General features: G+C 65.0%; 23 protein-coding genes. 10 read left to right on the forward strand and 13 right to left on the reverse strand.

Features of this window, described 5'->3' with window-relative positions:
- Nucleotides 1-6 precede the first annotated feature (6 nt).
- From paaE to paaA, 5 genes are read right to left on the reverse strand one after another with little or no spacing between them, the layout of a single operon-like run.
- The gene (paaE, locus tag ASG77_RS10900) at nucleotides 7-1,248 is read right to left on the reverse strand and encodes a 1,2-phenylacetyl-CoA epoxidase subunit PaaE (RefSeq protein WP_056345051.1); all 1,242 of its coding nucleotides are present in this window, start codon (nucleotides 1,246-1,248) and stop codon (nucleotides 7-9) included.
- 9 nt (nucleotides 1,249-1,257) lie between these two features.
- Nucleotides 1,258-1,779: a 1,2-phenylacetyl-CoA epoxidase subunit PaaD gene (gene paaD, locus ASG77_RS10905; RefSeq protein WP_056345054.1), complete on the reverse strand. Its 522-nt coding sequence runs from the start codon at nucleotides 1,777-1,779 to the stop codon at nucleotides 1,258-1,260.
- On the reverse strand, nucleotides 1,776-2,612 hold the full coding sequence (gene paaC, locus ASG77_RS10910; RefSeq protein WP_082575972.1) for a 1,2-phenylacetyl-CoA epoxidase subunit PaaC: 837 nt from the start codon (nucleotides 2,610-2,612) through the stop codon (nucleotides 1,776-1,778). The genes paaD and paaC overlap by 4 nt, the downstream gene beginning before the upstream one ends.
- An 11-nt stretch (nucleotides 2,613-2,623) precedes the next feature.
- The gene (gene paaB / locus ASG77_RS10915) at nucleotides 2,624-3,004 is read right to left on the reverse strand and encodes a 1,2-phenylacetyl-CoA epoxidase subunit PaaB (RefSeq protein WP_156380256.1); all 381 of its coding nucleotides are present in this window, start codon (nucleotides 3,002-3,004) and stop codon (nucleotides 2,624-2,626) included.
- Entirely contained in the window at nucleotides 3,001-3,993 is a 993-nt protein-coding gene (gene paaA / locus ASG77_RS10920) for a 1,2-phenylacetyl-CoA epoxidase subunit PaaA (RefSeq protein WP_056345059.1), read from the reverse strand. Before paaA ends, paaB begins: the two co-directional genes overlap by 4 nt.
- Nucleotides 3,994-4,326: 333 nt before the next feature.
- Between paaA and ASG77_RS10925 the strand changes: the two genes are divergently transcribed.
- Together ASG77_RS10925 and ASG77_RS10930 are read left to right on the forward strand one after the other, a co-directional pair.
- Entirely contained in the window at nucleotides 4,327-5,301 is a 975-nt protein-coding gene (locus ASG77_RS10925) for a type IV toxin-antitoxin system AbiEi family antitoxin domain-containing protein (protein ID WP_056345061.1), read from the forward strand.
- Between the two features lie 136 nt (nucleotides 5,302-5,437).
- Complete coding sequence (locus ASG77_RS10930) at nucleotides 5,438-5,863, forward strand: helix-turn-helix transcriptional regulator (RefSeq protein ID WP_056345064.1); 426 nt, start codon at nucleotides 5,438-5,440, stop codon at nucleotides 5,861-5,863.
- 103 nt (nucleotides 5,864-5,966) lie between these two features.
- Here the strand turns inward: ASG77_RS10930 and ASG77_RS10935 are convergent, their stop codons facing one another.
- Entirely contained in the window at nucleotides 5,967-8,495 is a 2,529-nt protein-coding gene (locus ASG77_RS10935; protein ID WP_056345065.1) for an AMP-binding protein, read from the reverse strand.
- A 135-nt stretch (nucleotides 8,496-8,630) separates the two neighbouring features.
- Between ASG77_RS10935 and ASG77_RS21320 the strand changes: the two genes are divergently transcribed.
- The 5 genes from ASG77_RS21320 to ASG77_RS10955 all read left to right on the forward strand — a co-directional run bounded on the left by ASG77_RS21320 (nucleotide 8,631) and on the right by ASG77_RS10955 (nucleotide 12,889).
- On the forward strand, nucleotides 8,631-8,750 hold the full coding sequence (locus ASG77_RS21320) for a DUF2283 domain-containing protein (protein ID WP_162254930.1): 120 nt from the start codon (nucleotides 8,631-8,633) through the stop codon (nucleotides 8,748-8,750).
- 542 nt (nucleotides 8,751-9,292) lie between these two features.
- Entirely contained in the window at nucleotides 9,293-9,859 is a 567-nt protein-coding gene (locus ASG77_RS10940) for an iron transporter (protein ID WP_056345066.1), read from the forward strand.
- A gap of 477 nt (nucleotides 9,860-10,336) precedes the next feature.
- Nucleotides 10,337-10,954 (forward strand): hypothetical protein, encoded by a 618-nt coding sequence (locus ASG77_RS10945; protein WP_235564453.1) that lies wholly within the window; start codon nucleotides 10,337-10,339, stop codon nucleotides 10,952-10,954.
- A gap of 392 nt (nucleotides 10,955-11,346) precedes the next feature.
- Nucleotides 11,347-11,748 carry a VOC family protein gene (locus ASG77_RS10950; RefSeq protein ID WP_056345067.1) on the forward strand — a complete coding sequence of 134 codons (402 nt, stop codon included), beginning with the start codon at nucleotides 11,347-11,349 and terminating at the stop codon, nucleotides 11,746-11,748.
- 166 nt (nucleotides 11,749-11,914) lie between these two features.
- On the forward strand, nucleotides 11,915-12,889 hold the full coding sequence (locus tag ASG77_RS10955) for a type IV toxin-antitoxin system AbiEi family antitoxin domain-containing protein (RefSeq protein ID WP_056345070.1): 975 nt from the start codon (nucleotides 11,915-11,917) through the stop codon (nucleotides 12,887-12,889).
- A 120-nt stretch (nucleotides 12,890-13,009) separates the two neighbouring features.
- On the opposite strand, the gene ppsA is transcribed toward ASG77_RS10955, so the two are convergent.
- Together ppsA and ASG77_RS10965 are read right to left on the reverse strand one after the other, a co-directional pair.
- A complete protein-coding gene (ppsA, locus tag ASG77_RS10960) occupies nucleotides 13,010-15,403 on the reverse strand; it encodes a phosphoenolpyruvate synthase (RefSeq protein ID WP_056345074.1) in 2,394 nt (797 codons plus the stop codon).
- Between the two features lie 153 nt (nucleotides 15,404-15,556).
- Entirely contained in the window at nucleotides 15,557-16,375 is an 819-nt protein-coding gene (locus tag ASG77_RS10965) for a pyruvate, water dikinase regulatory protein (protein WP_056345075.1), read from the reverse strand.
- 111 nt (nucleotides 16,376-16,486) lie between these two features.
- Between ASG77_RS10965 and ASG77_RS10970 the strand changes: the two genes are divergently transcribed.
- On the forward strand, nucleotides 16,487-16,702 hold the full coding sequence (locus tag ASG77_RS10970) for a hypothetical protein (protein WP_056345076.1): 216 nt from the start codon (nucleotides 16,487-16,489) through the stop codon (nucleotides 16,700-16,702).
- Nucleotides 16,703-16,730: 28 nt separating this feature from the next.
- On the opposite strand, the gene ASG77_RS10975 is transcribed toward ASG77_RS10970, so the two are convergent.
- On the reverse strand, nucleotides 16,731-17,942 hold the full coding sequence (locus ASG77_RS10975; RefSeq protein WP_082575957.1) for an AAA family ATPase: 1,212 nt from the start codon (nucleotides 17,940-17,942) through the stop codon (nucleotides 16,731-16,733).
- A 113-nt stretch (nucleotides 17,943-18,055) separates the two neighbouring features.
- Here ASG77_RS10975 and ASG77_RS10980 point away from each other — a divergent pair, with 113 nt between their 5' ends.
- The gene (locus ASG77_RS10980; protein WP_056345079.1) at nucleotides 18,056-18,790 is read left to right on the forward strand and encodes a GAF and ANTAR domain-containing protein; all 735 of its coding nucleotides are present in this window, start codon (nucleotides 18,056-18,058) and stop codon (nucleotides 18,788-18,790) included.
- A 127-nt stretch (nucleotides 18,791-18,917) separates the two neighbouring features.
- Nucleotides 18,918-19,658 (forward strand): GAF and ANTAR domain-containing protein, encoded by a 741-nt coding sequence (locus tag ASG77_RS10985; RefSeq protein ID WP_056345080.1) that lies wholly within the window; start codon nucleotides 18,918-18,920, stop codon nucleotides 19,656-19,658.
- Between the two features lie 148 nt (nucleotides 19,659-19,806).
- Here ASG77_RS10985 and purU read toward each other — a convergent pair whose 3' ends face one another.
- From purU to lipA, 4 genes are read right to left on the reverse strand one after another with little or no spacing between them, the layout of a single operon-like run.
- The gene (gene purU, locus ASG77_RS10990; protein WP_056345081.1) at nucleotides 19,807-20,661 is read right to left on the reverse strand and encodes a formyltetrahydrofolate deformylase; all 855 of its coding nucleotides are present in this window, start codon (nucleotides 20,659-20,661) and stop codon (nucleotides 19,807-19,809) included.
- Entirely contained in the window at nucleotides 20,662-22,173 is a 1,512-nt protein-coding gene (gene cycA / locus ASG77_RS10995; RefSeq protein WP_056345082.1) for a D-serine/D-alanine/glycine transporter, read from the reverse strand.
- Nucleotides 22,163-22,990 carry a methylenetetrahydrofolate reductase gene (locus tag ASG77_RS11000; protein WP_056345087.1) on the reverse strand — a complete coding sequence of 276 codons (828 nt, stop codon included), beginning with the start codon at nucleotides 22,988-22,990 and terminating at the stop codon, nucleotides 22,163-22,165. The genes cycA and ASG77_RS11000 overlap by 11 nt, the downstream gene beginning before the upstream one ends.
- Nucleotides 22,991-23,031: 41 nt before the next feature.
- Nucleotides 23,032-24,123, reverse strand: coding sequence for a lipoyl synthase (gene lipA, locus ASG77_RS11005; protein WP_235564471.1), 1,092 nt, complete (start codon nucleotides 24,121-24,123; stop codon nucleotides 23,032-23,034).
- Nucleotides 24,124-24,126 lie beyond the last annotated feature (3 nt).

Here is a 24,126-nt window from a genome sequence, read left to right on the forward strand (position 1 = left end):
GGTTCCTTACACGTCGAAGTCGACTGTTACTTCTTTGCTGGTGGGGTGGCTCTGGCAGGTCAGGACGTACCCCTTGTCCAGTTCATCCTGCTCCAGCGCGTAGTTTTCGTCCATGGTCACGGTGCCGGTGACCAGTTTGGCGCGGCAGGTGCCGCACACTCCGCCGGCGCACGCGAACGGCACGTCCGCGCGGACCCGCAGCGCGGCGTTCAGGATCGATTCGCGGGCGTGCGTGGGGCTGGCCACGTCGCCCTGCAGGCCGTCCAGCTTGAAGGTGATCTTGTAGGTCTCCTGCGACTCGTCCACCACCACGGGGCGGCCGGCGTGGCCCTCCGGGCGGTCCGGCTTGCCGCTCGTGAACAGTTCGAACCGCACGTGCTCCGGCTTCACCCCGCGCTCGGCCAGGGTGTCCCGGCACAGCTGCACCAGCTCGAACGGCCCGCACAGGAACCACTCGTCCACATCATCCGCGTGGATGGCGGTGCCCAGCAGCTGCTGCAGCTTCCCGGCGTCGATCCTTCCACTGAGCAGCGGCGCGATCCGCTGCTCGCGGGACAGCACGTGGTGGATGGCCAGCCGCTGCGGGTATTTGTCCTTCAGGTCCGCCAGCTCCTCCAGGAACATCACGTCCATGGCGGCCTTGTTGGCGTAGATTAGGTCAAAGCGCGTCTCCGGGTTGGCCGCCAGCAGCGTGCGGGCGATCGCGATCACCGGGGTGATGCCGCTCCCCGCCGCGATGGCCACAAAGGTGCCCGCCCCCTGGGAGGCGGCCTCCCCCGCGAGCTCCTCCGGGTGGTTCATGGAGTTCATGACGTTCTGCTCCACGGCCTTGCCGTCCCGGCCGTGCTTGGACACAAACGCGCCCATGGGGCTCATGACGTCCAGGGTGTCCCCCGCCTTCAGTTCCGCGTTGGCCCACGTGGAGAACAGCCCGCCCAGGTCCTGCTTCACGGCCACCCGGATCTCGCTGCTGCCGTCCGGAAAACTGCGCGGCTCCGCGCAGATGGAGTAGCTGCGGCGGATCTCGTGCGGCTCGCCGGTCTCATCCGGGAGGGTGGTGCGCAGGGCCACGTACTGGCCGGGCAGGTAGTCGAACTGGCCGGCGAGCTCTTGGGGCACCCCGAACGTCACCTCGATGGCGTCCTCGGTCAGCCTTCTTACCTCCGTCACGGCGAGGGTGTGGAAGGACGGACGACGGCGGCCGCTGGCTAGCGCCGATTCGGCGGCGGTCTGGCGCACAACAGGCATGGGGCTTCCTTACAGGACTTTGAAGTAGTCGAACGGTTCCAGGCAGTCCTTGCAGGCGTACAGCGCCTTGCAGGACGTGGAGCCGAACCGGGTGAGCTCCTTGGTGTTCAGGCTGGAGCACTGGGGGCATTTGACGGCCATTTTGAGCCTGATGGGGCCGCTGTGGCCGCCGGCTGCTGCCATGCCCGACGGCGGCGCGATGCCGTACTCCTTGAGCTTCTGTTTGCCAGCTTCGGTCATCCAGTCCGTGGTCCAGGCCGGGGCGAGCACGAGGTCCACCTCTATCGCTTTGTAGCCTCCCTTGGCGAACGCTATTTTCAGGTCGTCGCGGATGGCGTCCATGGCCGGGCAGCCTGAGTACGTCGGGGTGATGGTGACTTTTACTTGTCCGTCGGTCACCTGCACGTCGCGGAGGATCCCCAGGTCCTCGATGGTGAGCACGGGGATCTCCGGATCACAGACCGTGGCGGCGATGTCCCACGCCTGCTGCTGTTGCGTCCGCTCGGGCGCAGCGGTGGCCACGGCGGTCACCAGCTCGCTCCGGGATACTCGCGCGCCAGCACCTGCATCTCGGCGAGGAGGTAACCCAGGTGCTCGGAGTGCCGTCCATGCCGCCCGCCGCCGGGGGCAGCCGGAACGACCGGCACCTCCAGCTCCGCTTCCGCGAGGATCTCCCCGGTCAGGCGGTCAAAGTCGGCTTTCAGCGTGGAAGGCGCGACGGCGGCGCCGGTTTCCGTCAGGCGGGTGGTCAGCTCGTCGTCTTGGAAGAGCTCGGCAACGTAGGGCCACATCTGCTTCAGGCCCTGGATCATCCGGGCGCGGGATTCCTCGGTGCCGCCAGCCAGGCGGAGGACCCACTGGGCGCTGTGGTCCCGGTGGTAGTCCACTTCCTTCACGGCCTTGGCCGCGATGGCCGCGAGTGTGGCGTCCGTGGACTCGGTAAGCCGGCGGTAGAGCTCGAACTGGTAGTAGCTCACGATGAACTGGCGGGCGATGGTGGCCGCGAAGTCGCCGTTGGGCTGCTCAAAGATGGCGGCCGACCGGAACTCGTGCTCGCGCCGGAAGTACGCCAGCTCGTCCTCTGTCTTGTCCCAGGCGCCGCCGGCGTAGGTGAGGAAGCTCCGGGCGTGGCCCAGCTGGTCCAGGGCGATGTTGCCCAGGGCCACGTCCTCTTCCAGCTCAGGGCCGCGGGAGATCCAATGGCCCAGCCGCTGCGCGAGGATCAGGCCGTCGTCCCCCAAACGCAGCGCGTATTCGGCCACGTCCTCGGTGGGCTTGGCCAGGCCGGTGCGGACCTCCAGGGCGATGTCCTCCGGGCGCAGGGCGTTGCCCGGGGTGATGCGGGTGGCGGATTCCCCGCCCATGGGTGCAGAGTTCACAGGTGCTTCACCCCTTCACTCTTGGTGTAATACGTGGCATGCCGGTAGTCCTTGCCCTGCGGGGACTCGAAGAACGAACCCTTGGCGTCGGGATCGCTGGCGGCGATGGCGTCGACCGGGACCACCCAGATGGACACACCCTCGTTGCGGCGGGTGTAGAGGTCGCGGGCGTTGCGCAGGGCCATGGCGGCATCCGGCGCGTGCAGGGACCCGGCGTGGACGTGGGAGAGGCCGCGGCTCGACCGGACAAAGACCTCCCACAGGCCCCACGCCCTTTCGGTGGTTGAGCCTGTCGAAACCTCTGGGGCGTTAGCTGGGGCCACGCCGACAGGGGTCCCCGGCCGAGCTTGCGAGGTTGGGGAGTCGGTGGGGATCATGCTGCGTATTCCTTTGTCTTCAGTGACTGTTTTGCTGCATACGCCGCGGCTGCCTCGCGGACCCAGGCGCCGTCGTCGTGCGCTTCCCTCCGGCGCTCCAGGCGCTGGGCGTTGCAGGGGCCGCGGCCGGCGAGGACCTCGTGGAACTCGTCCCAGTCCAGCGGGCCGTGCTCCCACTTCTTGGTGTCCTCGTTGAAGCGGATCTCGCTGTCCGGGAGGGTCAGGCCCAGCACGCGGACCTGCTCCACCATCATTCCCACGAACCGGCTGCGGAGTTCATCGTTGCTGAAGCGCTTGATGTTCCAGGCCATGGACTGTTTGGAGTTGGGCGAATCGTCGTCGGGCGGGCCGAACATCATCAGCGCCGGGGCGTACCAGCGGTTCACGGCGTCCTGGGCCATCTGCTTCTGTTCGGGGGTGCCGTGGGCGAGCTCCAGCAGGATCTCGAAACCCTGGCGCTGGTGGAACGACTCCTCCTTGCAAACGCGCACCATGGCGCGGCCGTAGGGGCCGTAAGAGGCGCGGCACAGCGGCACCTGGTTGCAGATGGCGGCGCCGTCCACCAGCCAGCCGATGGCACCCATGTCCGCCCAGGTCCGGGCCGGGTAGTTGAAGATGCTGGAGTAGCGGGCCTTGCCGGCGATGAGATCGGCCGTCATCTTGTCTCTTGTTTGACCGAGCGTCTCGGCGGCGGAGTACAGGTAGAGCCCGTGGCCGGCCTCGTCCTGGACCTTGGCCATGAGGATGGCCTTGCGCTTCAGGCTCGGGGCGCGGGAAATCCAGTTGGCCTCCGGCTGCATCCCGATGATCTCCGAGTGGGCGTGCTGGGAGATCTGGCGCAGGAGGGTCTTGCGGTAGGCGTCCGGCATCCAGTCTTTTGGTTCAATGCGGGAGTCTTCGGCGATCACGCGGTCAAAGTTGGCCTGGCCGTCCGCGTCTTGGCGGTCCTTGGCCTGGCTGTCCGTGTCGCGCTGGGCGTTGGCTTCCATGGTTGCTCCTATGCACCTGCCTGGATTGGGTTCGATTTATTTACCGACCGTTCGTTCAGGATATGCGCAGGGCGCGGAGGGCGTCAAGGAGGGGGCCCGGTCCAGCCACCCACCCCCAACGCCCTCCAACCGGGCGGCAGCGACGCGCATATCACTTGTCGACGCGCATATTCGCTGACGCGGCCTGTATTCCGTGCGCGTCAGATCGGAGGCGCGTCGATTGCGATCGTGCGCATCGATTGCGAACGTGCGCGTCGGCCGCGGTGCAGGTAGTTTTCCACATGGCGTCACTTTGATCTGTCGCCCAGGCCGCGCAGCTGGCATCTTCGGTACATGACCGACCTTCCACCGCTTCTCTTGGCCCGCGACCGCATCCAGCACGGGCTGACCACCAAAGACCTCGCCAAGGGAGTCAAGGCCGGTTCGCTTGTCCGCATCCGGCACGGCGTCTACACCGACGGCCGCACGTGGCAGCAACTGAAACCCTGGGAACAGTACAGGCTTCGCATCAGCGCGGCGGCGGAAACCTTCGAACGTCCTACTGTGTTTGCCCGACATTCCGCCGCGTCTGTCTGGAGTATTCCCACCATTGGCCTGCACCATCCTGTCCATGCGCTGACCATGAAGAACGACGGCGGCCGGTCCCGTGCCGGGGTTGTCCGCCACTTCGCTGATCCGGCGGGTCTGACAGTGGTCCAGCGGGAGGGCCTGCTCGTCACCGGCCGCATCCGCACCGTCCTGGATCTGGCCGCGTTTACGCCGTTTACGGAGGCGGCCGCGCCGCTGGACCACGTGCTGAAACCGGACCGCGCCCTGCGACTGAGGGCCCTGACCAAGGATGAGTTGGTGACGGGCATCGGCGCGAACTACTCGGCGGCGGCCGGGCGAAGGATACTGGCCGCCTTGGCTTTCGCGGATCCAATGTCCGGTTCGGCGGGAGAGTCCTACAGCCGCGCACTGATCCAGGTTGCCGGTTTCGAAACGCCGGTCCTGCAGCAAGCCATCCACGACAAGGACGGGCTCGTGGGCTATGCCGACTTCTACTGGAAGCTGGCCAAGGTGGTGGGCGAATTCGATGGCGTGGAGAAGTACGTCAAACCGGAGTTCCTCAAGGGCCGAACAGTATCGGAGGTGGTGGTGGACGAAAAGAAGCGCGAGAACAGAATCCGGGCCACGGGATTCAACGTGGTGAGGTGGGACTGGGCCGATCTGATGAAGCCGGGGAAGCTGGAAGGCATGCTGGCAGCGGCCGGCGTGCCCCGCCGTCGTGCGCGTTCTGCGGAACTCGACGCGCGAAAGACCCTATGACGCGCACCCGCCCTGTCGCTACCGGTATTGCGTTAGCGACAGGTCATATGCGCGTCGCCAGGCAACCGATGTCGTACGGTGAGGCCGGGCTATCGGCGGGGATCTCAACTACCCGGGCCAGCACTAGAATGGCGACATGACACCGCAGGAGCTGGCCAACCTGGCCCACTTGCGCCGGGCCCGTGACCTGATCGACCGCGATTACGCCCGGCCGCTGGACGTGCCCACCATGGCTTCCGGGGCCCTCATGTCAGCGGCGCACTTCTCCCGCCAGTTCAAGGCCGCTTACGGCGAAACGCCGTACAACTACCTCATGACGCGGCGGATCGAACGCGCCATGACGCTGCTGCGCGCCGGCGCCAGCGTGACCGATGCGTGCATGGAAGTGGGCTCGACGTCGCTGGGGTCCTTCAGCTCGCGGTTCACCGAGATCGTCGGCATGACGCCCAGCGCCTACCGGGCCCGCGAGCACCACGCCGTGAAAGCGATGCCCACCTGCATCGCCCGGCAGCACACCCGGCCCGCGCGCAAACCGAACAGGATTGAAGAAGGCTCTTCCTAGCCACCGTCATCGCCTGTGCCAAGTGCTGCCCACCAATCGTCCAGGCCTGGGGCCCGCCTTGGAGGGCAACCGGGCGGGAGCGGTTTGATTTCGACAAGCTCAATCACCGGCGGGACAGGCTCGACAAACGGGTTTTGGCGCGGCCGATGACCGTTGGCGCATAGCTGCAGAGTGCCCAGTACGCGGAGCCTGCGGCCAGTGAGGCCACGACGGCGAGGGCGGGGCTGAGCTCAACCAGCAGCGGGTAGACCAGCCAATGCACCAGATAGATGTGCAGGGACGCGCTGGCCAGCAGAACGGTGAGGCGCCGGAGCCCGGCCGGGACGGGAATACTGGGCAGCCACAGGAGCAGGAGTATCCCGGCCAGGACAGTCAGTTCACGGGCGGGGTTGTCGAAGAACCCCGGGATGGTCAAAGCGGCAACGATACTGACGGCGCCACGCTGAAGGATATGGCGAGCCCGGGCAACCGCCCATCCCAGCGCGAAAAGCCAGAATATGGGCGGCGTGTGCGGAATTCCCGGCTCAAAAAGCTCATATCGGGTGAGCAGTCCGGCGGCGAGCAGCACCAGCGGAAAGAGGAACGGGAAGCGCTTTTCGGCACGGCTTACCCAGGGCAGGGCGAGCAGGGCCGTCATGCTGACCAACACGTAGACGAGCACCTCGATGAACCAGAAATGCGATCGGGTGGTCACCTCTTCGGGTCCGATAATGGCGTTGAGGAGGACGATGTTCGCCAGGCTGTACCTGTCGGTGATCAGGTAGGCGAAGCCGATGAAGACCATACTGGGGATGATCACCCTCGCCAGGCTGGCCACTTGCTTCCGCAGCCGCGGCATACGTTCCCCGGCCAGCTGGAACCGGGCGAAGTTGAACCCCGCCACAGCCATGAGCACGTGGGCGGCACCCTGCCAGTGCAGGAATCCAATATGGGTACTGACAATCAGGAAAATGGAGACCGCCCGCAGCACGATGCTGGTTTCAAGCCGGGCGAACGGGCGGCGCTTCCGCGGCCGCGGCTGTTCAAGGCGGGCCCCCAGCACTCCCACCGGGGTGATGTGCCAGTCCGGGGGCAAATGTCCCAATGCCTGCTCGAGTCGCACGGAAGCTGCCACATACGAAAGGGAGTCCCCGCCGAGCGAAACGAAGGTGTCGTCGTCGGAAATGTCCGTCAGCTCAAGCGTGTCTTCAAAAATCCGCACCACGCTGTCCTGCGGCCTAGCTCCGGAGTTCGCGCTGGAAGGCGCGTCCTGAACTGTGGGTTTGGCGAGCACCAGGACGGCCGGGTAGTCCAGCTTGCCGGACGCCAGGCGCGGAAGCTCCCGGACGGCATGGACTTCCAGAGCAGCGCGTGGCAGGCCGATGCCCTGGGCAAGGAGCTTGCCCAGCAGCGCTGTGTCGTGTTCACCCTCGACGGCGACCACGAGTCCGTGGTCCGTGCCGGTACTTGCCGCCTGAATACCAAGATCTGCAAGGATCCGTTCCACTTGTCCAAGGTCGACGCGGAGGCCGACGATCTTGACGAACCGGCTGCGCCGTCCCACTACCTCGTACAGTCCGTCAGCGTTCTTGCGCGCCAGGTCTCCGGTGCGGAGTTCATCCACCGTCCGCCCGAGGCCGAGGTCCTCCGGCAGCTGGGCGTATCCCAGCATCACGTTGGGCCCGGAATAGACCAGCTCCCCATGCTCCAGTCCAGGGACCGGGTCTATCCGGAAGGCGCCGCCGGGGACGGGGATTCCGATGGCGCCTGGCGACGTACCCGCCAGCCGGGGAGGGAGGTAGGCCATGCGTGCGGTGGCCTCCGTCTGGCCGTACATCACAAAGAGATCCCAGCCGCTCCTAGCGCCCAGTTCGACATAACGCCGGACCAGGTCAGGGCCGAGCCTGCCGCCGGCCTGGGTCACATACCTGAGCGTGGGCAGATTCATCGCGGCGAACCCCACCCGCTCGAGCAACTCGAAGGTGTAGGGAACGGCTGCGAACGATGTGGCCCCCTCGCTGCGGAACAGATCCCAGAAGCAGGGGTCCACCACGGACAGATCCGTCAGGACCAGGCTGGCACCACGCAGCAGGTGGCTGTTGATCACTGACAGTCCATAGCAGTAGGACATGGGCAGTGTGGTCATTGCCCGGTCATTTTCGGTGATGCCGAGGTATTCCGCGATGGACTCCGCGTTCGCCTCGAGGTTTTCATAGGACAGCCGCACGAGCTTGGGTGAACCGGTGGAACCTGAGGTGCTCAACAGAAGCGCCAGGTCCGGGTGCAGAGTGTGTCCCGTGCCAGGCCTTCGTTCATCCAGTACTGTCCGGCCGTTCGCGGAACTAAGGATAACGTCCGGATCATAGGCCGCGACCAGGGACTCCAGGGCGGCAGGCTTGTCCGCAGGCAGGAGGATCAGCGGATGACCGGCGGCCATGGCCGCCAAGTACCCCACCAAGGAGTCAATATCGTTACCGGCTGTCAGGGCCAACAGACGGCGTTCGCTACCGAGGCGCCGGCCCAGCTCCTCAACACGGCCAGCCAGTTCCCGATACGTCAGGACGCCGTTGCTGGTGGCAATGGCAGTCCTGTCACCGTTGTCCGCGAGGTTGGCGGCCAACGACAGGCGTTGAAGGTCAAGTTGGGTGCTCATAGCGTGTGGTCCATAGGTGTCTTCGGCGATTTAGGGAAGCCTAACCTTGGAAGAGTACACCGGGCAGTGGTGGATTAAGAAAACAAAATGTACCGTATTTCTCCAGCTTCTGGTCTAAAAGGCCGCGTCCCGTCCGTGCGGAAAGGCGAAATCATTATTGACTTTGATGCCGAAGGGCGCATCCTGGGCCTGGAGATTCTCGGGGCCAAGGATGTGCTGCGCGAGGAAACCCTCGGCCTGGCCCAACGTCCATAGCGGAAAACGAGCACGCCCGCCGGCTGGCGACCGATGCGGTCGGCGGCACCCCAGACCACCCCCGCTTGGAGTTGACCAGCCCGGAAACGACCGGGCAGGCTGGCGCATGAGGCGGGAACCGGCACCGGATCCTCACGACCACGACCACCCATCGGGCCTTAGGCTGCCCACGCCTCGCACTCATGTACCGCCCCCACGCTTGGCCGTAACCTTTTTGCGAATTAGCGCATGGAAACTTTGCATAATTGAAGATTCTGGGTAATCTTCCTGTTTAGGCGAGCCTAACTCGGCTCCCATGAGCCGAGGTGCACTGCCCCATGACCGCGATCTTTACGAACGGCCTCCGAGAGGCCCACAGAGGGATACTTCCCGTGGGCTGGCCGCTTAAGAGTGGCCGACCCGGCCACACTTCGGATACCGGGGCGCCTGCGCCCTTGGACTCCAGCGCAATCGCCACCACCTCTTAGGCTTCCTGCAACACCGCATTTCCTCTCCCCAACACCGCAGTACTTCTCCCCAACACCTCTTACTAAGGATTTACGATGCTCCGTGCCACCCTGGCCCTTCTGGCCGCCCCTCTCGCCCTCGCTGCGCTCACCGGATGTGGCGCCCAGGCCGCCGCAAAGGAGGATGCTTTCACCGTTCCGGCCGGCGTTCAGGAGCAGTACGAAGTGCTCGCCCATGAACTTGCCGCAAAAGGCAAAACAGTCGAGTCGGGGGATTGGACAGTCAACCTGATCACCGAGGCTGCCGAACCATGGTTCGACGAGCACGGCGCTCATTTCCGTGCGCCGCAGGCTGGCGAAACCCATCACATCGAGATCATCCCAACCGAGACCTCGACAGGCCGGATCGTCCCCAACGTCCCGATCACCCTGGAAGTCGTCGACGCTCAAGACAAAGTCGTGCAAGAACTGGAGCTGAACTTCTACTACTCGACCTTCTACCACTACGCCAACAACTTCACCGTGCCCGAAGCCGGGACCTACACACTGCGCGCCACCCTCGGCGTCCCGGCATTCAACCGCCACGGCGAGGAGTCCGAAACACCCGCCCTGGCCAAGGGCACCACCGTCGAGTTTGCCGACGTCGAGCTGACCAAAGAGTAACAACCGCTGACCGCGGGAGCGGTTGAATCACTGGCCCAATGATTCAAGCCAAGGCGTTACTCCCCAACCGGGTATTTACCTGGGCATATCGTCGGACGGTAAAGCGCTCCGGTGATGACCAGGCGGCAAAGGGCTCCCGGCGGCGGGCTCGGAGCGCCACCGACGCCGACGTCGGCCAGGGCGATGTCATCGACCGTTCTGGCCGACTCGGAGGGCAATCGAGTTCTCCATCCTCACCCCGCTGACGCAGAGTCTCGGCCCGGTGCCAGGCAGTAACCCTCCGAAAATTGCTAACTTCCTTCCAAGGATCATCATGACTTCTTTCACGCCATCTCCGCGCTTCAGGGTGCACCGCCGCATGCCGCGTCCCGTTTCCAGCTGCGCCACACCGCCTGGGCCGGCGGACAGCCGCCGTCATACGGTCGTGGCATCACCGGTTATCCCGCGAGGGCAGCATCTATTCGACAGGTCCCCGCAATGACTGCCGTGGCACCGGTCCGGCCGGTCCCACCCCAGACAGAGCCGGCGATTCCGCCCGCACCGCTGACCCGCCGCCAAAGACTACGGCTGGTTCTGTTAGGGATGCTGTGCACGGCAGGATGGCTGGCTTCGGTGCTCGTCGGGCATCATGTGGACTGCGGGCCTGAACTCCACCGGGTCGGGCTTGCCATTCATATCCTGGCTCTCGTGCTGTCCTTTGGCACAATCCTCGTGGTCGACTGGCTGGGATTGCTGTGGCTGTTTGGCAAGGTGGAGATGCACGCGTCCGGGAAGCTTGAGGCCGCTGCGAAGCCGCTGATCTGGGGCGGTCTGGCCTTGCTGCTCATTTCCGGTGCCCTGATCGACCCCGATCTGACCAGCCTGGTCACTGTGGTCAAACTCGCTTGCGTCCTGATACTGATGCTGAACGGCCTCAGCATCGCACCGGCCATGCACCGGTTACTGGCGCTCCCGCCCCACACACGCTTCAGCGAGCTAACACGCAGACTGCGTCTTCGGCTCATGATTGCACTCACTGTTTCCCAGACCTGCTGGTGGACCGCCGTCCTCATCGGGCTCATCAACAGCACGCTGCGTCGCTGGACCGGTGCTTGAGCGGCGCTGGATGGGAACCGTGGCGATAATGACGCGCATATTCCCTGATGACACGCGATCGGCCTGGCGACACCCGTATATGGGTGTCGCCAGGCCGTTTCCGTAGCGCCATGCCATTTCCGCGTCCGGGGATTTCGACAAGCTCAAATCACCGGACGGACATGACACCGCAGGAGCTGGCCAACGCGTGCCTGGAAGTGGGCTCGACGTCGCTGGGTCCTTCAGCTCGCGGTTCACCGAGATCGTCGGGATGACGCCCAGCGCCTGCCGCGCCCGCGAACACCACGCCGTTAAAGCGCCAACGTGCATCGCCCGGCAGCACACCCGGCCCGCCCGGAAACCGAGCAGGATTGAAGAAGCCTCGCCACTGCCACTCCCCTAGCGTGGGAGACATGAACATTTCATTGAAGTACGCACATGTCACCGTCAACGATCTCGATGAGTCCCTCGCGTTCTACCGCGACGCCCTCGGTTTGGAAGTCCGGAACGACGTCGGCTCGGACGGACAGCGCTGGGTCACCCTTGGCAGCGCGGCCCAGCCCGACCTTGAGATCGTCCTGTCCCCTCCGCACGCCGGCCGCTCGCAGGCGGACGGGGACGCCATCCAGGAGCTGGTCACCAAGGGCGTTATGCCCATGCTCGTGTTCAACACGGACGATCTCGACGCCACTTTCGAAGCCCTCCGGGCGTCAGGCGCCGAGGTGCTCCAGGAACCCATCGTCCAGCCGTGGGGCCCGCGCGACTGCGCCTTCCGCGACCCGTCCGGCAACATGATCCGCATCAACCAGGGCTGACCGACGCGCAAGTTCGTTTTCGAGGCGGACAATCCTCTACGCAGTCCGTATTCCGCGTGCGCCTGGGTAGGTGTGGGTCGGAAACGAACAAGCGCGTCGCCACGACTTCTCCACATAGCGGCACCTACCCCTCGCGCCGGGGGCGCGCAGCTGGCATCTTCGCTACATGACCGACCTTCCACCGCTTCTCTTGGCCCGCGACCGCGCCCTTCACGGACTGACCCCGAATGACCTTGCCAAGCGCGTAAAGGCCGGTTCCCTGGTCCGTGTCCGGCACGGCGTCTACACGGACGGGCAGGTCTGGAAGGGACTGAAGCCGTGGGAGCAATATCGCCTCCGCGTCCAAGCAGCTGCGGAAACGTTCGAGAAACCCACGGTCTTCGCCAGGCACTCCGCCGCCAGCGTGTGGGGAATTCCCACCATCGGCCTGCACCACCCGGTCCAGGCCCTCAGCATGAAGAACGACGGCGGCCGGTCACGTGCCGGAGTTCGCCGCCACTTTGCTGCGCCGGCGGGTCTGTTGGTGGTCCGGCGGGAGGGCCTGCTCGTCACCGGTCGCATCCGCACTGTCCTGGACCTGGCGGCGTTCACGCCCTTCGCCGAAGCTGCAGCACCCCTGGACCATGTGCTTCGACCAGACCGGACCCTGCGGCTGCCTGCCGTGACCAAGGCTGAACTGGAGGCAGGTATCGGATCTATGTATTCCGCTGCTGCGGGGCGAAGGGTACTGACCGCCGTGGCTTTCGCGGACCCTTTGTCCGGTTCCGCAGGGGAGTCCTACAGCCGCGCCCTTATCCACGTGGCCGGCTTGGAAGCCCCGGTCCTGCAGCAAGCCATCCACGACAGGGACGGCCTTGTGGGCTACACCGATTTCTATTGGAAGCAGGCCAAGGTTGTTGGCGAATTCGATGGCGAGGAGAAGTACCTCAAACCCGAGTACCTCAAGGGCCGGACGGCGTCGCAGTCAGTGGCGGAGGAAACGAAGCGCGAGAACCGAATCCGGGCCACCGGGTTCAACGTGGTGAGGTGGGATTGGGCCGATCTGATCGAGCCCGGGAAGCTGGAACGCAAACTGGCAGCGGCCGGCGCGCCCCGCCGTCGTACGCGTTCTGCGGTTTTCGACGCGCAAACCCGACCGTGACGCGCAGATTCCCTGGCGCCACCGATATTTAGGTGTCGACAGGGAACCTGCGTAGCGACAAGGAATCTGCGCAGCGCCAGAACGACGTCGGCACCCAACCCGGGTGCCGACGTCGTGCGTTCAGTTCGCGGCGGGGACGGCCGCGGCACCGGCGAGCCGGAGCCAGGTGTCCACCACGGTGTCGGGGTTCAGGGAGACGGAATCGATGCCTTCCTGGACCAGCCACTCGGCGAAGTCGGCGTGGTCGCTGGGACCCTGGCCGCAGATGCCGACATACTTGCCGCGCGCCTTGCAGGCCTTGATGGCCATGCTCAGGAGCTTCTTGACGGCGGGATCGCGTTCGTCGAAGCCGCCCGAGACAATCGCGGAATCCCGGTCCAGGCCCAGGGCCAGCTGGGTCATGTCATTGGAGCCGATGGAGAAGCCGTCGAAGTAGTCCAGGAATTCGTCCGCCAGCAGCGCGTTGGACGGAATCTCGCACATCATGATCACCTCGAGGCCGTTCTCGCCACGGACCAGGCCGTTCTCCGCGAGCAGCTCGATCACGCCGCGGGCTTCGTCCAGGGTCCGCACGAACGGGATCATGAGCTTGACGTTGGTCAGCCCCATCTCGTTGCGGACGAAGGACAGGGCCTCGCACTCGAGGTCGAAGCAGTCCCGGAAGGACGGCTCCAGGTACCGGGAGGCGCCGCGGAAGCCGAGCATCGGGTTCTCTTCGTGCGGCTCGTAGGCCGGTCCGCCGATGAGGTTGGCGTACTCGTTGGACTTGAAGTCGGACATGCGCACAATCACCGGCTCCGGCGCGAAGGCCGCCGCGATGGTGGACACGCCTTCGGCCAGTCGCTTGATGTAGTAGTCGCGCGGGCTGCTGTACGCGGCGATCCGTTCCCGGATTTCCGCGGCCACGTCCGCCGGCTGGCTGTCCAGGTTGAGGAGCGCCTTGGGGTGGATGCCGATCTGGCGGTTGATGATGAATTCCAGCCGGGCCAGGCCCACGCCGTGGTTCGGCAGCTGGGCGAACGTGAACGCCTGCTCCGGGGTTCCGACATTCATCATGACCTTGACCGGGGCCTCCGGCAGTTCGGTGATGGCGGTTTCCTCGACGCTGAAGTCCAGGAGCCCTTCGTAGATGGTGCCAGTCTCGCCGTCGGCGCAGGAGACGGTCACCTCGAGGCCGTCGGTGAGGGCGTCCGTGGCGCTTCCGGTGCCGACGACGGCGGGAATCCCCAGTTCGCGGGCGATGATGGCCGCGTGACAGGTGCGTCCGCCGCGGTTGGTGACGATGGCGGAGGCGCGCTTCATGATCGGTTCCCAGTCCGGGTCGGTCATGTCCGCGACGAGGACATCGCCGGTCTTGAAGGCGGCCATCTGGTCGATCGAGGTGAGGATGCGGACGCTGCCGGCACCGATGCGCTGGCCGATGGCACGGCCCTCCACCAGCGTCCGGCCGGTCCCGTTGAGGCGGAAACGGCTGAGGCTGCCCGCGGCCCGGCGGGACTGCACCGTCTCCGGGCGTGCCTGCAGGATGTACAGGCCGCCGTCGGTCCCGTCCTTGCCCCATTCGATGTCCATGGGGCGGCCGTAGTGGTTCTCGATGGCGACGGCGTGCCGGGCGAGCTGCTCGACGTCGGCGTCGCTGAGGCTGAAGCGGTTCCGCAAGGAGTCCTCCACCGGCACGAAGTCGATGGTCCGGCCGATCTCCTGGCTGTTGGTGTACGTCATCTGGAGGGCCTTCTCGCCCAGTCCGCGCTTGAGGATGGCGGGGCGGCCGGCCTGCAGCGCGGGCTTGTAGACGTAGAACTCATCGGGGTTCACGGCGCCCTGGACCACGGCCTCGCCCAGGCCGTAGGAGGACGTGACGAACACGGCGTCCTGGAACCCGGACTCGGTGTCCATGGTGAACATCACGCCGGAGGCCCCGACGTCGGAGCGCACCATCCGCTGGATGCCCGCCGAGAGTGCCACCTCGGCGTGTTCAAACTTGTGGTGCACGCGGTAGGCGATGGCCCGGTCGTTGTAGAGGGACGCGAACACATCCTTGATGGCGATCAGGATGTTCTCGATGCCGCGGACGTTCAGGAACGTTTCCTGCTGCCCGGCGAAGGAGGCATCCGGGAGGTCTTCCGCCGTAGCGCTGGAACGGACGGCCCAGGAGAGGTCCTCGGAGCCCGCGTGCTTGTCCACCAGCTGCTGGTAGGCGTTCCGGATCTGCGCCTCGAAGTCCGGCAGGAAGGGGGTCTCGCGCATCAGCGCCCGGATTTCCTTGCCCGCTGCTGCCAGGGCCGTCACGTCATCGGTGTCCAGGCCAACGAGCCGGTCCGCGATCTTCTGGTCCAGGCCCGAATCAGCCAGGAAGCTGCGGTAGGCGTCGGCCGTCGTGGCAAAGCCGTCAGGGACCTGGACGCCGGCGGAGGTGAGGTTTTGCACCATCTCCCCGAGGGAGGCGTTCTTGCCGCCTACCCGGTCAAGGTCCTTGAGTCCGAGTTCTGAGAACCACAGGATGTCTGTTGTCATATTTGCTGCTCCTTTGCAGGGATGATGGCATGCCGGGGCGCTGCCCGCTCGCGGCTGTAGCCGGTTGGTGGGCGCGGATCCTGTCTACAGTGACAGGTCTAGGCCACTCTTTCCAACATGATGTGCGCCACACCGGGCTTGTGAAAATTTTCCCTAATGTTTGAGGTTCATCCGCTGCAGGATGGTGGCGGCCATTTCCTCCACGGACACGGTGGCCGAATTCAAGTACGGGATCCGGTGGGAGACGTACAACTGCTCGGCGCTTCGCAGTTCGAAGCCGCACTGCCGCAGCGACGCGTAGGGTGAGCCGCGGCGCCGTTCGGTGCGGATCTGGCTCAGGCGCAGGGGGTTGGAGGAGAGCCCGAAACACTTCTCAACAAAGGGCCGCAGCGGCTTGGGCAGCCCTTCCCGTTGGAAGTCCTCGTCCACCAGCGGGAAGTTCGCGGCGAAGATGCCGTGTTGGAGCGCCAGGTACATGGTGGTGGGCGTTTTTCCGCAGCGGGACGGTGCCACCAGGATGACCTGTGCCTTTTCCAGCGCCCGCAGGCTCTGGCCGTCGTCGTGCTCCATGGCGTACTCGACGGCGGCCATCCGGGATTGATACCGCTCCGCGTTGCCCAGGCCGTGGGCCCTGCCGGGTTCAGCGCTGGCCTGGGAACCGAGGGCCTGCTCCAGCTGTCCCACGTGCGTCCCGATCAGATCCACGATGATTCCCCGGCACTTTGCAATGGCCTGCCTGATGTCGCTGCTGACAGCTGTGGAAAAAACGATGGGCTGCGGGCCAGTGGCGATCAGCTTGTCGATGGTGCCCACCACGGTCCTGGCCTGCTCGACGGTGGTAATGAAGGGGACCGTGATGCGGTCAAAGTTGTTCGCGGGGAACTGCGTCAACAAGGTGTTGCCGAGCGTTTCCGCGGTAATGCCGGTGCTGTCCGAAAGGAAGTAGACAGGCCGAATCTCGTCATTGATCATGAAGGCATTCTCCACCGGCGAGCTGACACGGAAAAATCACGCGGTAGAAACACCCCGGCAACCTGGCCGGGGCATGCTGGGCATACGGGGACAACCAGCAGGGGGCACAGCATGATCACTGACAAGGTGCAGACGGTAAGAATCCAACTCGGCGACCACATCGAGGCGTGGCACAACGGCAAGCTCTTCCACAAAGGCCGGGTGACCGACGTCGTACATTCCCTGGAACTTATCTGGATCCGGGACGCGCGGACCGGCAAGCGGAAGCTGCTGGATCCTGAGGCCCTGGAGATCATCAAAGTGGCGGCCCCGCAGGCGGCCGGGTAGGTTAAACGGCGCACTGTGCGGAGTGTTGTTATGTCCACATCGAGCGGGACTTGCGCCGAATCAGGTACTCGTGAAACTTGGGGGCCGTGTATTCGTAGAGGCCCTTTTGCAGCCGATAGACCACTCCCTGGTCCGCCAGCCTGCCCATCAGGACGTTGACGTTGCCTTGTTTGCGGGAAGTGACGTTGTGTATGTCAGCCGTCCGCAGCGGCGGATAGTCGCAGTCGCCGGTGAGCAGGAGGAGGTCCTGCTCGGCAGGGGTTAAGGAGTCGAGCCGGGGAGAGTGGAAATCGTGGTCCAGGCGTTTGAAGATCGCCTCGCGGAGACCTTTCAGCAGGTCAAGGGTCAGGACGTTCGATGAGGTGTCGACCGCATCATCCCAGAGCTCCGCACCCCACAGCTGCACGAAGTACGGATACCCTTCCACGTCGTCCATCACGGCACTCAGAAGGTCTTCGCTGGCCTCTTTGCCGGTGCCATCCAGCGGACGAAGGAACGCTTCACGCGTCTGGTCCCGCGTCAGGCGCCCTACCTCTTCCCCGCGGAACATCCGCTCGCTATACGTTCGAGCCTTGAGCAGGTTCGCGATCAAAGTCGGCAGTCCACAAAGCACGAGGGCAACAGGCACCTGCTGCTCCTGGAGTGTGTTGACCGCGGCGATGAGCAGCGACAGCGGATGCTGCCCGTCCCGATCCTTGTCGTCCACGAGTACCTGCGCCTCGTCGAGCATCAGGACAAGGCCGGCCCTCCCGGACTTCACCGCGATGCGAGCCGTTTCCAGAAGGTCTGATGCAAGGTTGGATTCCCTGGAGTTGGCTGAGCCGCCCAAAGAGACGGTGACATCTTCAAATGTCATGGTCGCCAGCGATCGCGCACCACTAAGGACGGCCTCCGTCTTCTGGCGAAGACTTTCAGTCCGTGAGACTTGGGCCTGAACGTCCATGAGAAGGTCATGGAGCACCCCGACGATGGCGTCTTCACGATTGTGTCGAGGCTCTAACTGGAGCCTGCCGACGGCCCAGTTAAGCTCCCCCTTCGTCACTTCTTCGAAATGCTCGAGCAACACTGTCTTCCCCATGCCCCGGAGCCCGGTAATGCGATAGTTGGCCGGGATCTCGGGGGCTCCCCTGAGTATCGCCCGCAGGATTCGTTCCTGACTTTCACGTCCCGCAAGAAAAAGGGGCGTGTTGGCTGCTCCGGGACGATATGGGTTTTTGATGGGAACTCCCCGGCTACTCAGTACTTACAAAATATTGTTATTATTTATGATTCTAACAGCAATCTTTTAGAACCGAACAGCCGGGCGTTGGCCACTTAGCTTGTGGGCACTCTGGGTTCGGCCTAGATTTGGACATGACCAATTCGCCCGAACATGAGCTGCTCATTGAGCTGCAGGACCTGATTATCGGCACGGGATCGGTGGCGGACTTCCTGGGCGGCCTCTCCATCATCGCCGCGGCCGCTCTGAGCCGCTCCGCCGGTGCCACGGTGGAGTGCGGGGTCACCCTTAAGCGCGCCAGGAAAACCACCACCGTCGGCGGCAGCACCGAGCGCGCCGTCCACCTGGACCGCATCGAACAGGCCGTGGGCGACGGGCCCTGCATCGCAGCGTTGAAGGCAGCGACCCCTGTGCTGTTGGCCGATGTCCGCACCGACCCGCGCTGGCCGACCTACCAGGAACGCCTGATCGAGGAGGGCATCCACAGCGTCCTGGGCGTCCCCCTTGAACTCGGCGAAAACGCGGCCGCAGTCCTGAACTTCTTCGCGCCGGCCACCGGCGTGTTCACCGAGGAGACCATCAGCGAGGCAGCCAGTTTCGCCGACGTCGCCGGCAGTGCCGTCCGCCTCGCCGTCAGGGTGGGAACCGCCGAGAGCGCCGCGGATGACCTGAGCGCGGCGATGATGAGCCGCACGGCCATCAACATTGCCTGCGGGATCATCATGGCCCAGAACCGCTGCAGCCAGACCGAGGCGATGTCCATCCTGATGAAGGTCTCCAGCCACCGGAACCAGAAGCTCCGGGACGTGGCCGACGAGATCGTCCGGAAGGTTTCGGGCGAGGAAGCCAGCACCTACTTCGACATGTAGGGACACCAACGAAACCCGGGCCTGGTGGCTACCTGCCCGCCCTGGGAAAAAAGCGAGTACTCACTACTCGTGTGCCAGCCGGCAGCGCCTTTTACGATGAGTGCGTACCGACACATGGGGGCTGGGCATGATGATCGATCAACTGGTGGACTGGCACGTCTCGGGGGTCCTGCTGGATATCCGCGGACACTCGGAAGCGGCATCGGCGTGCGCACTGGCCCGGATTGCGGCGTCCGCCGTGAGCGAGATTGCCGGCTACCCCGTGGAGAGCACGGTGACGCTCGTGCGGCCGGACGGGACGCCCTTCACAGCGGCAACCACCGACGCCGCCGGCGGCCTCTCCCGGTGGGACCAGCTCGCCGGACGGGGTCCCACCTCGCGGGCACTGGGCGGCCGCCTGACCATCATTCTCAATGATCACTGCCTGGACAAGCGCTGGGACGAGTACCCGGCAAGTCTCAGGTCAGCCGGCTTCCGCTCCGCCGTCGCCGTGCCATTGTCGCTGGAACGCGGCTACCAGGCCGCACTGACGTTGTATTCGGCGGAAACGAACGTGTTCACCCCGGTTGTCGCCAGCCAGGCGCTGGCCTTCGCCGACGTGGCGGCCAAGAGCCTGGTCCTGGCACTGCAGGTCCGGGCTGGCCTGGCCCAATCCGCGGATCTCCGCGCAGCCATGGCCAGCCGCACCGCGGTCAACGTCGCCTGCGGTGTGATCATGGGCCAGAACGGGTGCTCCTATGAGGCGGCGTTGCAGATGCTCACGCTCGCATCGAGCCATCGGAACCTGACCATCCGCGACGCCGCCGAAGGGATGCTGCGCATGCTCCCGGGCGGGGTACCGCCCACACACTTCCAGCAGCGCGCCTGAGGCAGCGCCCCGCCGTCGAGCACTACGCGGCCCGCAGCCCGGATGCGGCCCCACCCCACTCCCCCGAATGCAGGTAGCGCTAAGTGTCGTTATGAGGGCTCATAACGACACTTAGCGCTGCCCGGTTGGGTGGGGACGCGCAGAACCGTCAGCGCAGAACGACTGTGCGCCCGCCGTCGAGCATTACCCGGCCTTCACAGTGCCACCGCACCGCGTTGCTCAGCGCCTTGCACTCAGCGTCGCGGCCCACGCGCACCAGGTCATCGGCCGTGTACGTGTGGTCCACGTCGATGACCTGCTGGGCGATGATCGGCCCCTCATCCAGCTCCGCGTTGACGTAGTGCGCCGTGGCGCCCACGGTCTTGACGCCGCGGTCGTAGGCCTGGTGGTACGGCTTGGCGCCCTTGAAGCTCGGCAGGAACGAGTGGTGGATGTTGATGGTCCGGCCCGTCAGCTGGGCTGACAGCTCGTCGCTGAGGACCTGCATGTAGCGGGCCAGGACCACCAGCTCCACCTCGAACTCATCCACGAGCTCCAGCAGGCGCGCTTCCTGCGCCGGCTTGGTCTCCTGGGTGACCGGGAGGTGGAAGAACGGGATGCCGTGCCACTTCACCAGTTCCTCGTGGTCCGTGTGGTTGGAGACCACGGCCACGATTTCCACCGGCAGATCGCCCGTACGGGCCCGGAACAGCAGGTCGTTGAGGCAGTGCCCGGACTTGGACACCATCACCAGCACACGGCGCTTGCGGCCGTGCGGCTCCAGCTGCCAGTTCATGGCCCACTCAGCGGCCAAGGGCTCGAAGTCCCGGCGCAGGTCCTCCGTGCTGAAGGCCTTTGTCCCGGCTGCGAAATGCACCCGCATGAAGAACTGCTGGGCCTGGCGGTCACCGAAGTGCTTGGTGTCGATGATGTCGCAGTCGTGATCCAGCAGGTACCCGGTGATGGCATGGACGATCCCCGGCGACTCGGCGCAGTTGACTGTCAGAACATGTTCGGTTGCCACTTAGTTCTCCCGAGATGCCTTCGCATCGGCCAGCTCAGCGTCGGCCAGGGCCTTCTCGTCGGCGGCTTTCTCCTCGGCCACTGCCTTCTCGCCGGCGAGCTCCTTCTGGAACTCCGCGTAGCGGGCCAGGTGGGCCGGGCGCTTGCGCAGGATGAACCAGGCGACGCCGAGGATGACGAACCAGATGGGGGTGACCAGGAGAGCCACCAGCGTATCCGGCTGCGTGGTCAGTGCCCACAGGACGAAGGCGAAGAACGCGAAGACCACCCAGACCATGGGGATGCCGCCGGGCATTTTGTACTTGGACGCGTCGTGCAGGTGCGGCCGGCGTGAACGGAACTTCAGGTAGCTGGCCAGGATGATGGACCAGACGAAGACGAAGCAGACGGCGGAGACCGTGGTGACCATGTCGAACGCCTTGCCGATGTCCTTGCCGGCGTACATCAGGATGATGCCGGAGAGCAGCAGGATGCAAGAGAGGAACAGTGCGTTCTGCGGGACCTTGCGGCGGGACAGGTTGCTGAACACGGCGGGGGCGTCGCCCTCCTGGGCCAGGCCGTACACCATGCGGGAGGTGGAGTAGATGCCGGAGTTGGCCGAGGACATGGCCGAGCTGAGCACCACCAGGTTCACCACAGTGGCCGCGGCGCCGAGGCCCGCCAGGGAGAACATGGCGATGAACGGGCTGTGGCCGGCCTGGAACTGGGTCCACGGCGTGACGGACATCAGGATGATGAGGGCGCCTACGTAGAAGAGCAGCACGCGGATAGGGATGGAGTTGATGGCCTTGGGCAGGTTCTTCTCCGGGTCCTTGGCCTCGGCGGCGGTGGTGCCCACGAGCTCAATACCCACAAACGCGAACACGGCGATCTGGAACCCGGCTACAAAGCCCATGAATTCGTTCGGGAACATCCCGCCGTGGCTCCACAGGTTCGTGAAGGTGGCCGGGCCGGCGTCGGACTGGAAGCCGCTGAAAATCATAAACAGGCCAACAATGATGAGCGCGGCGATGGCGATGATCTTGATCAGCGCGAACCAGAACTCGGTCTCACCGAACGCCCGCACCGTTGCGAGGTTCAGGACCAGAAGGATGATCACGGTGGCGATGCCCGGAATCCACAATGGCACCCCCGGCCAGAGTTCCTCCGAGTAGGCGGCGATGGCGATCACATCCGCGATGCCGGTGATCACCCAGCAGAACCAGTAGGTCCAGCCGGTGAAGAAGCCGGCCCACGGGCCCAGCAGGTCAGCGGCGAAGTCGCTGAAGGACTTGTAGTTCAGGTTGGACAGCAGCAGCTCGCCCATGGCCCGCATCACGAAGAACAGCATGAAGCCGATGATCATGTAGACGAAAATGACGGACGGTCCGGCGGCCGAGATGGTTTTGCCTGAGCCCATGAACAGGCCCGTGCCGATGGCGCCGCCAATGGCGATCAGCTGGATATGCCTGTTGCTGAGCTGGCGTTCAAGGTGGGGCGTGTTGCCCGGGGTGGTGACGGTTTTAGTACTCACGTGCTGCTCCTCGAATCAATACTGGCTGGTGAGCCGTTGTGGAAGACGCGGCCGCTTCGTTGGGGACCGCATCGAGGTTGTTGAAGCTGTAAAGATGGATCCCTGCGATGCCGGGCTGGCTTTCGAGCCCGGCCACCAGGGTGTGGGGTGAGTAGCGGTCGCCGCTGAGCAGCTTCCGCGCCAAAGTTCCTTTGCTGCTGAGAAACTTCAGGGAACTTCCGACGCCGATCTGCGTGGCGAGTGCCACCAGTTTCGTCCGCGGGACGGACCCCGCCACGCCCGCCCAGACGGGCAGGTTCACGCCTTCGCGGCGCAGGAGCGCCGCGAAGTCGAGGATTTTGGGGGCGTCGAAGCACATCTGGGTGACCACGTGCGTGGCCAGGTGCTGCTTGTCCTGCAGGGCATCCAGCAGGTCCAGGGCGGACACCGTCGGGTGGCCTTCCGGGTAACCCGCGACGCCGGCGCGCATCCGGCCGCCGGTGTACTGGGCGATGTCCTCGAGCAGCGGGAGGGCTGACTCGTACGGTCCGGCGGGCTGCTTCCGGTCGCCGCCGATCACAAACACCTCGCCGATGCCGGCAGCATCGCACTCACGCATGATCCGGGTCAGCTCGGCCCGGTCATGGATGCTGCGCGCGGCCAGGTGCGGGATGACGGTGTAGCCGAGAGTGCTCAACTCCACCGAGGTGCGCATGGTCCGTTCGATGCCGTGGTGCGGCAGGCACGTCATGGTCAGCGTGGTGGTCAGCGGAACCAGCGCCTGGACCTGGTCAACAATCCCGGTTGAGGGGATGATTTCGATTCTTGTAGGGAACATCTTCGGTCCTTTCCTGATCTCGGCTCTGAATACGGTGGCGGTCAGCTGGCGTGGGCGGCCAGCAGTGAGCTGGCTTCCTGGCGGGTGCTGCCGGAGGACTCGATGTGGGCGAGCTGGGCGGGGATTTCCCAGCCCTTCTTGCGCATCGCGGTGGCCCAGAGCAGTGAGCTGGCTTCCTGGCGGGTGCTGCCGGAGGACTCGATGTGGGCGAGCTGGGCGGGGATTTCCCAGCCCTTCTTGCGCATCGCGGTGGCCCAGAGCCGGCCGGCCCGGTAGGAGGAACGGACCAGAGGCCCGCTCATCACACCGAGGAAGCCGATCTCCTTGGCCTCGTCCTGSAGGTCCACGAAYTCCTGGGGCTTGACCCAGCGGTCCACCGGCAGGTGCCGTTCGGACGGGCGCAGGTACTGGGTGATGGTGATCAGGTCACACCCKGCCTCGTGCAGGTCCCGCAGGGCCTCGGAGATCTCCTCGCGGGTCTCGCCCATGCCCAGGATCAGGTTGGACTTGGTSACCATGCCCAGGTTCCGGCCCTGGGTGATGACATCCAGGGACCGGTCGTACCGGAAYGCSGGCCGGATCCGCTTGAARATCCGGGGCACGGTCTCGACGTTGTGGGCGAAGACCTCCGGCTTCGAATCACAGATCGCCGCGATGTGCTCGGGCTTGCCGGAGAAGTCAGGGATCAGCAGTTCGACGCCGGTGCCCGGGTTCAGCTCGTGGATCTTCCGGACCGTCTCGGCGTACAGCCACACMCCCTCATCGGCCAGGTCATCCCGGGCCACCCCGGTGACCGTGGCGTAGCGCAGCTGCATGGCCAGGACCGAGCGGGCCACCTTCGTGGGCTCGAACATGTCCACCGGGGACGGCTTGCCCGTGTCGATCTGGCAGAAATCACAGCGCCGGGTGCATTCGGACCCGCCGATCAGGAACGTGGCTTCCTTGTCTTCCCAGCACTCAAAAATGTTCGGGCAGCCGGCCTCCTCACACACCGTGTGCAGGCCTTCCTTCTTGACCAGGTTCTTGAGCTGGACATACTCCGGACCCATCTGGACCTTCGCCTTGATCCACTCCGGCTTCCGCTCCACAGGTACTGCAGAACCATTGCGACTGCTTAACCGTGGCACCGCCAGTCC

This window comes from Arthrobacter sp. Soil762, from assembly GCF_001428335.1.
Classification (GTDB): Bacteria; Actinomycetota; Actinomycetes; order Actinomycetales; family Micrococcaceae; genus Arthrobacter.

Excerpts from the sequence above, each read along its gene's own strand:
- ASG77_RS10945 (WP_235564453.1), top strand. The coding sequence starts at position 10,337 with ATGACTGCCGTGGCACCGGTCCGGCCGGTCCCACCCCAGACAGAGCCG.
- ASG77_RS11000 (WP_056345087.1), bottom strand. The coding sequence starts at position 22,990 with ATGTTCCCTACAAGAATCGAAATCATCCCCTCAACCGGGATTGTTGAC.
- ASG77_RS10930 (WP_056345064.1), top strand. The coding sequence starts at position 5,438 with ATGACACCGCAGGAGCTGGCCAACCTGGCCCACTTGCGCCGGGCCCGT.
- paaE (WP_056345051.1), bottom strand. The coding sequence starts at position 1,248 with ATGCCTGTTGTGCGCCAGACCGCCGCCGAATCGGCGCTAGCCAGCGGC.
- ASG77_RS10940 (WP_056345066.1), top strand. The coding sequence starts at position 9,293 with ATGCTCCGTGCCACCCTGGCCCTTCTGGCCGCCCCTCTCGCCCTCGCT.
- paaB (WP_156380256.1), bottom strand. The coding sequence starts at position 3,004 with ATGATCCCCACCGACTCCCCAACCTCGCAAGCTCGGCCGGGGACCCCT.
- ppsA (WP_056345074.1), bottom strand. The coding sequence starts at position 15,403 with ATGACAACAGACATCCTGTGGTTCTCAGAACTCGGACTCAAGGACCTT.
- ASG77_RS10970 (WP_056345076.1), top strand. The coding sequence starts at position 16,487 with ATGATCACTGACAAGGTGCAGACGGTAAGAATCCAACTCGGCGACCAC.
- ASG77_RS10980 (WP_056345079.1), top strand. The coding sequence starts at position 18,056 with ATGACCAATTCGCCCGAACATGAGCTGCTCATTGAGCTGCAGGACCTG.
- paaA (WP_056345059.1), bottom strand. The coding sequence starts at position 3,993 with ATGGAAGCCAACGCCCAGCGCGACACGGACAGCCAGGCCAAGGACCGC.
- ASG77_RS10925 (WP_056345061.1), top strand. The coding sequence starts at position 4,327 with ATGACCGACCTTCCACCGCTTCTCTTGGCCCGCGACCGCATCCAGCAC.
- ASG77_RS10965 (WP_056345075.1), bottom strand. The coding sequence starts at position 16,375 with ATGATCAATGACGAGATTCGGCCTGTCTACTTCCTTTCGGACAGCACC.
- ASG77_RS10985 (WP_056345080.1), top strand. The coding sequence starts at position 18,918 with ATGATGATCGATCAACTGGTGGACTGGCACGTCTCGGGGGTCCTGCTG.
- paaC (WP_082575972.1), bottom strand. The coding sequence starts at position 2,612 with ATGGGCGGGGAATCCGCCACCCGCATCACCCCGGGCAACGCCCTGCGC.
- ASG77_RS10950 (WP_056345067.1), top strand. The coding sequence starts at position 11,347 with ATGAACATTTCATTGAAGTACGCACATGTCACCGTCAACGATCTCGAT.
- ASG77_RS10935 (WP_056345065.1), bottom strand. The coding sequence starts at position 8,495 with ATGAGCACCCAACTTGACCTTCAACGCCTGTCGTTGGCCGCCAACCTC.
- ASG77_RS10955 (WP_056345070.1), top strand. The coding sequence starts at position 11,915 with ATGACCGACCTTCCACCGCTTCTCTTGGCCCGCGACCGCGCCCTTCAC.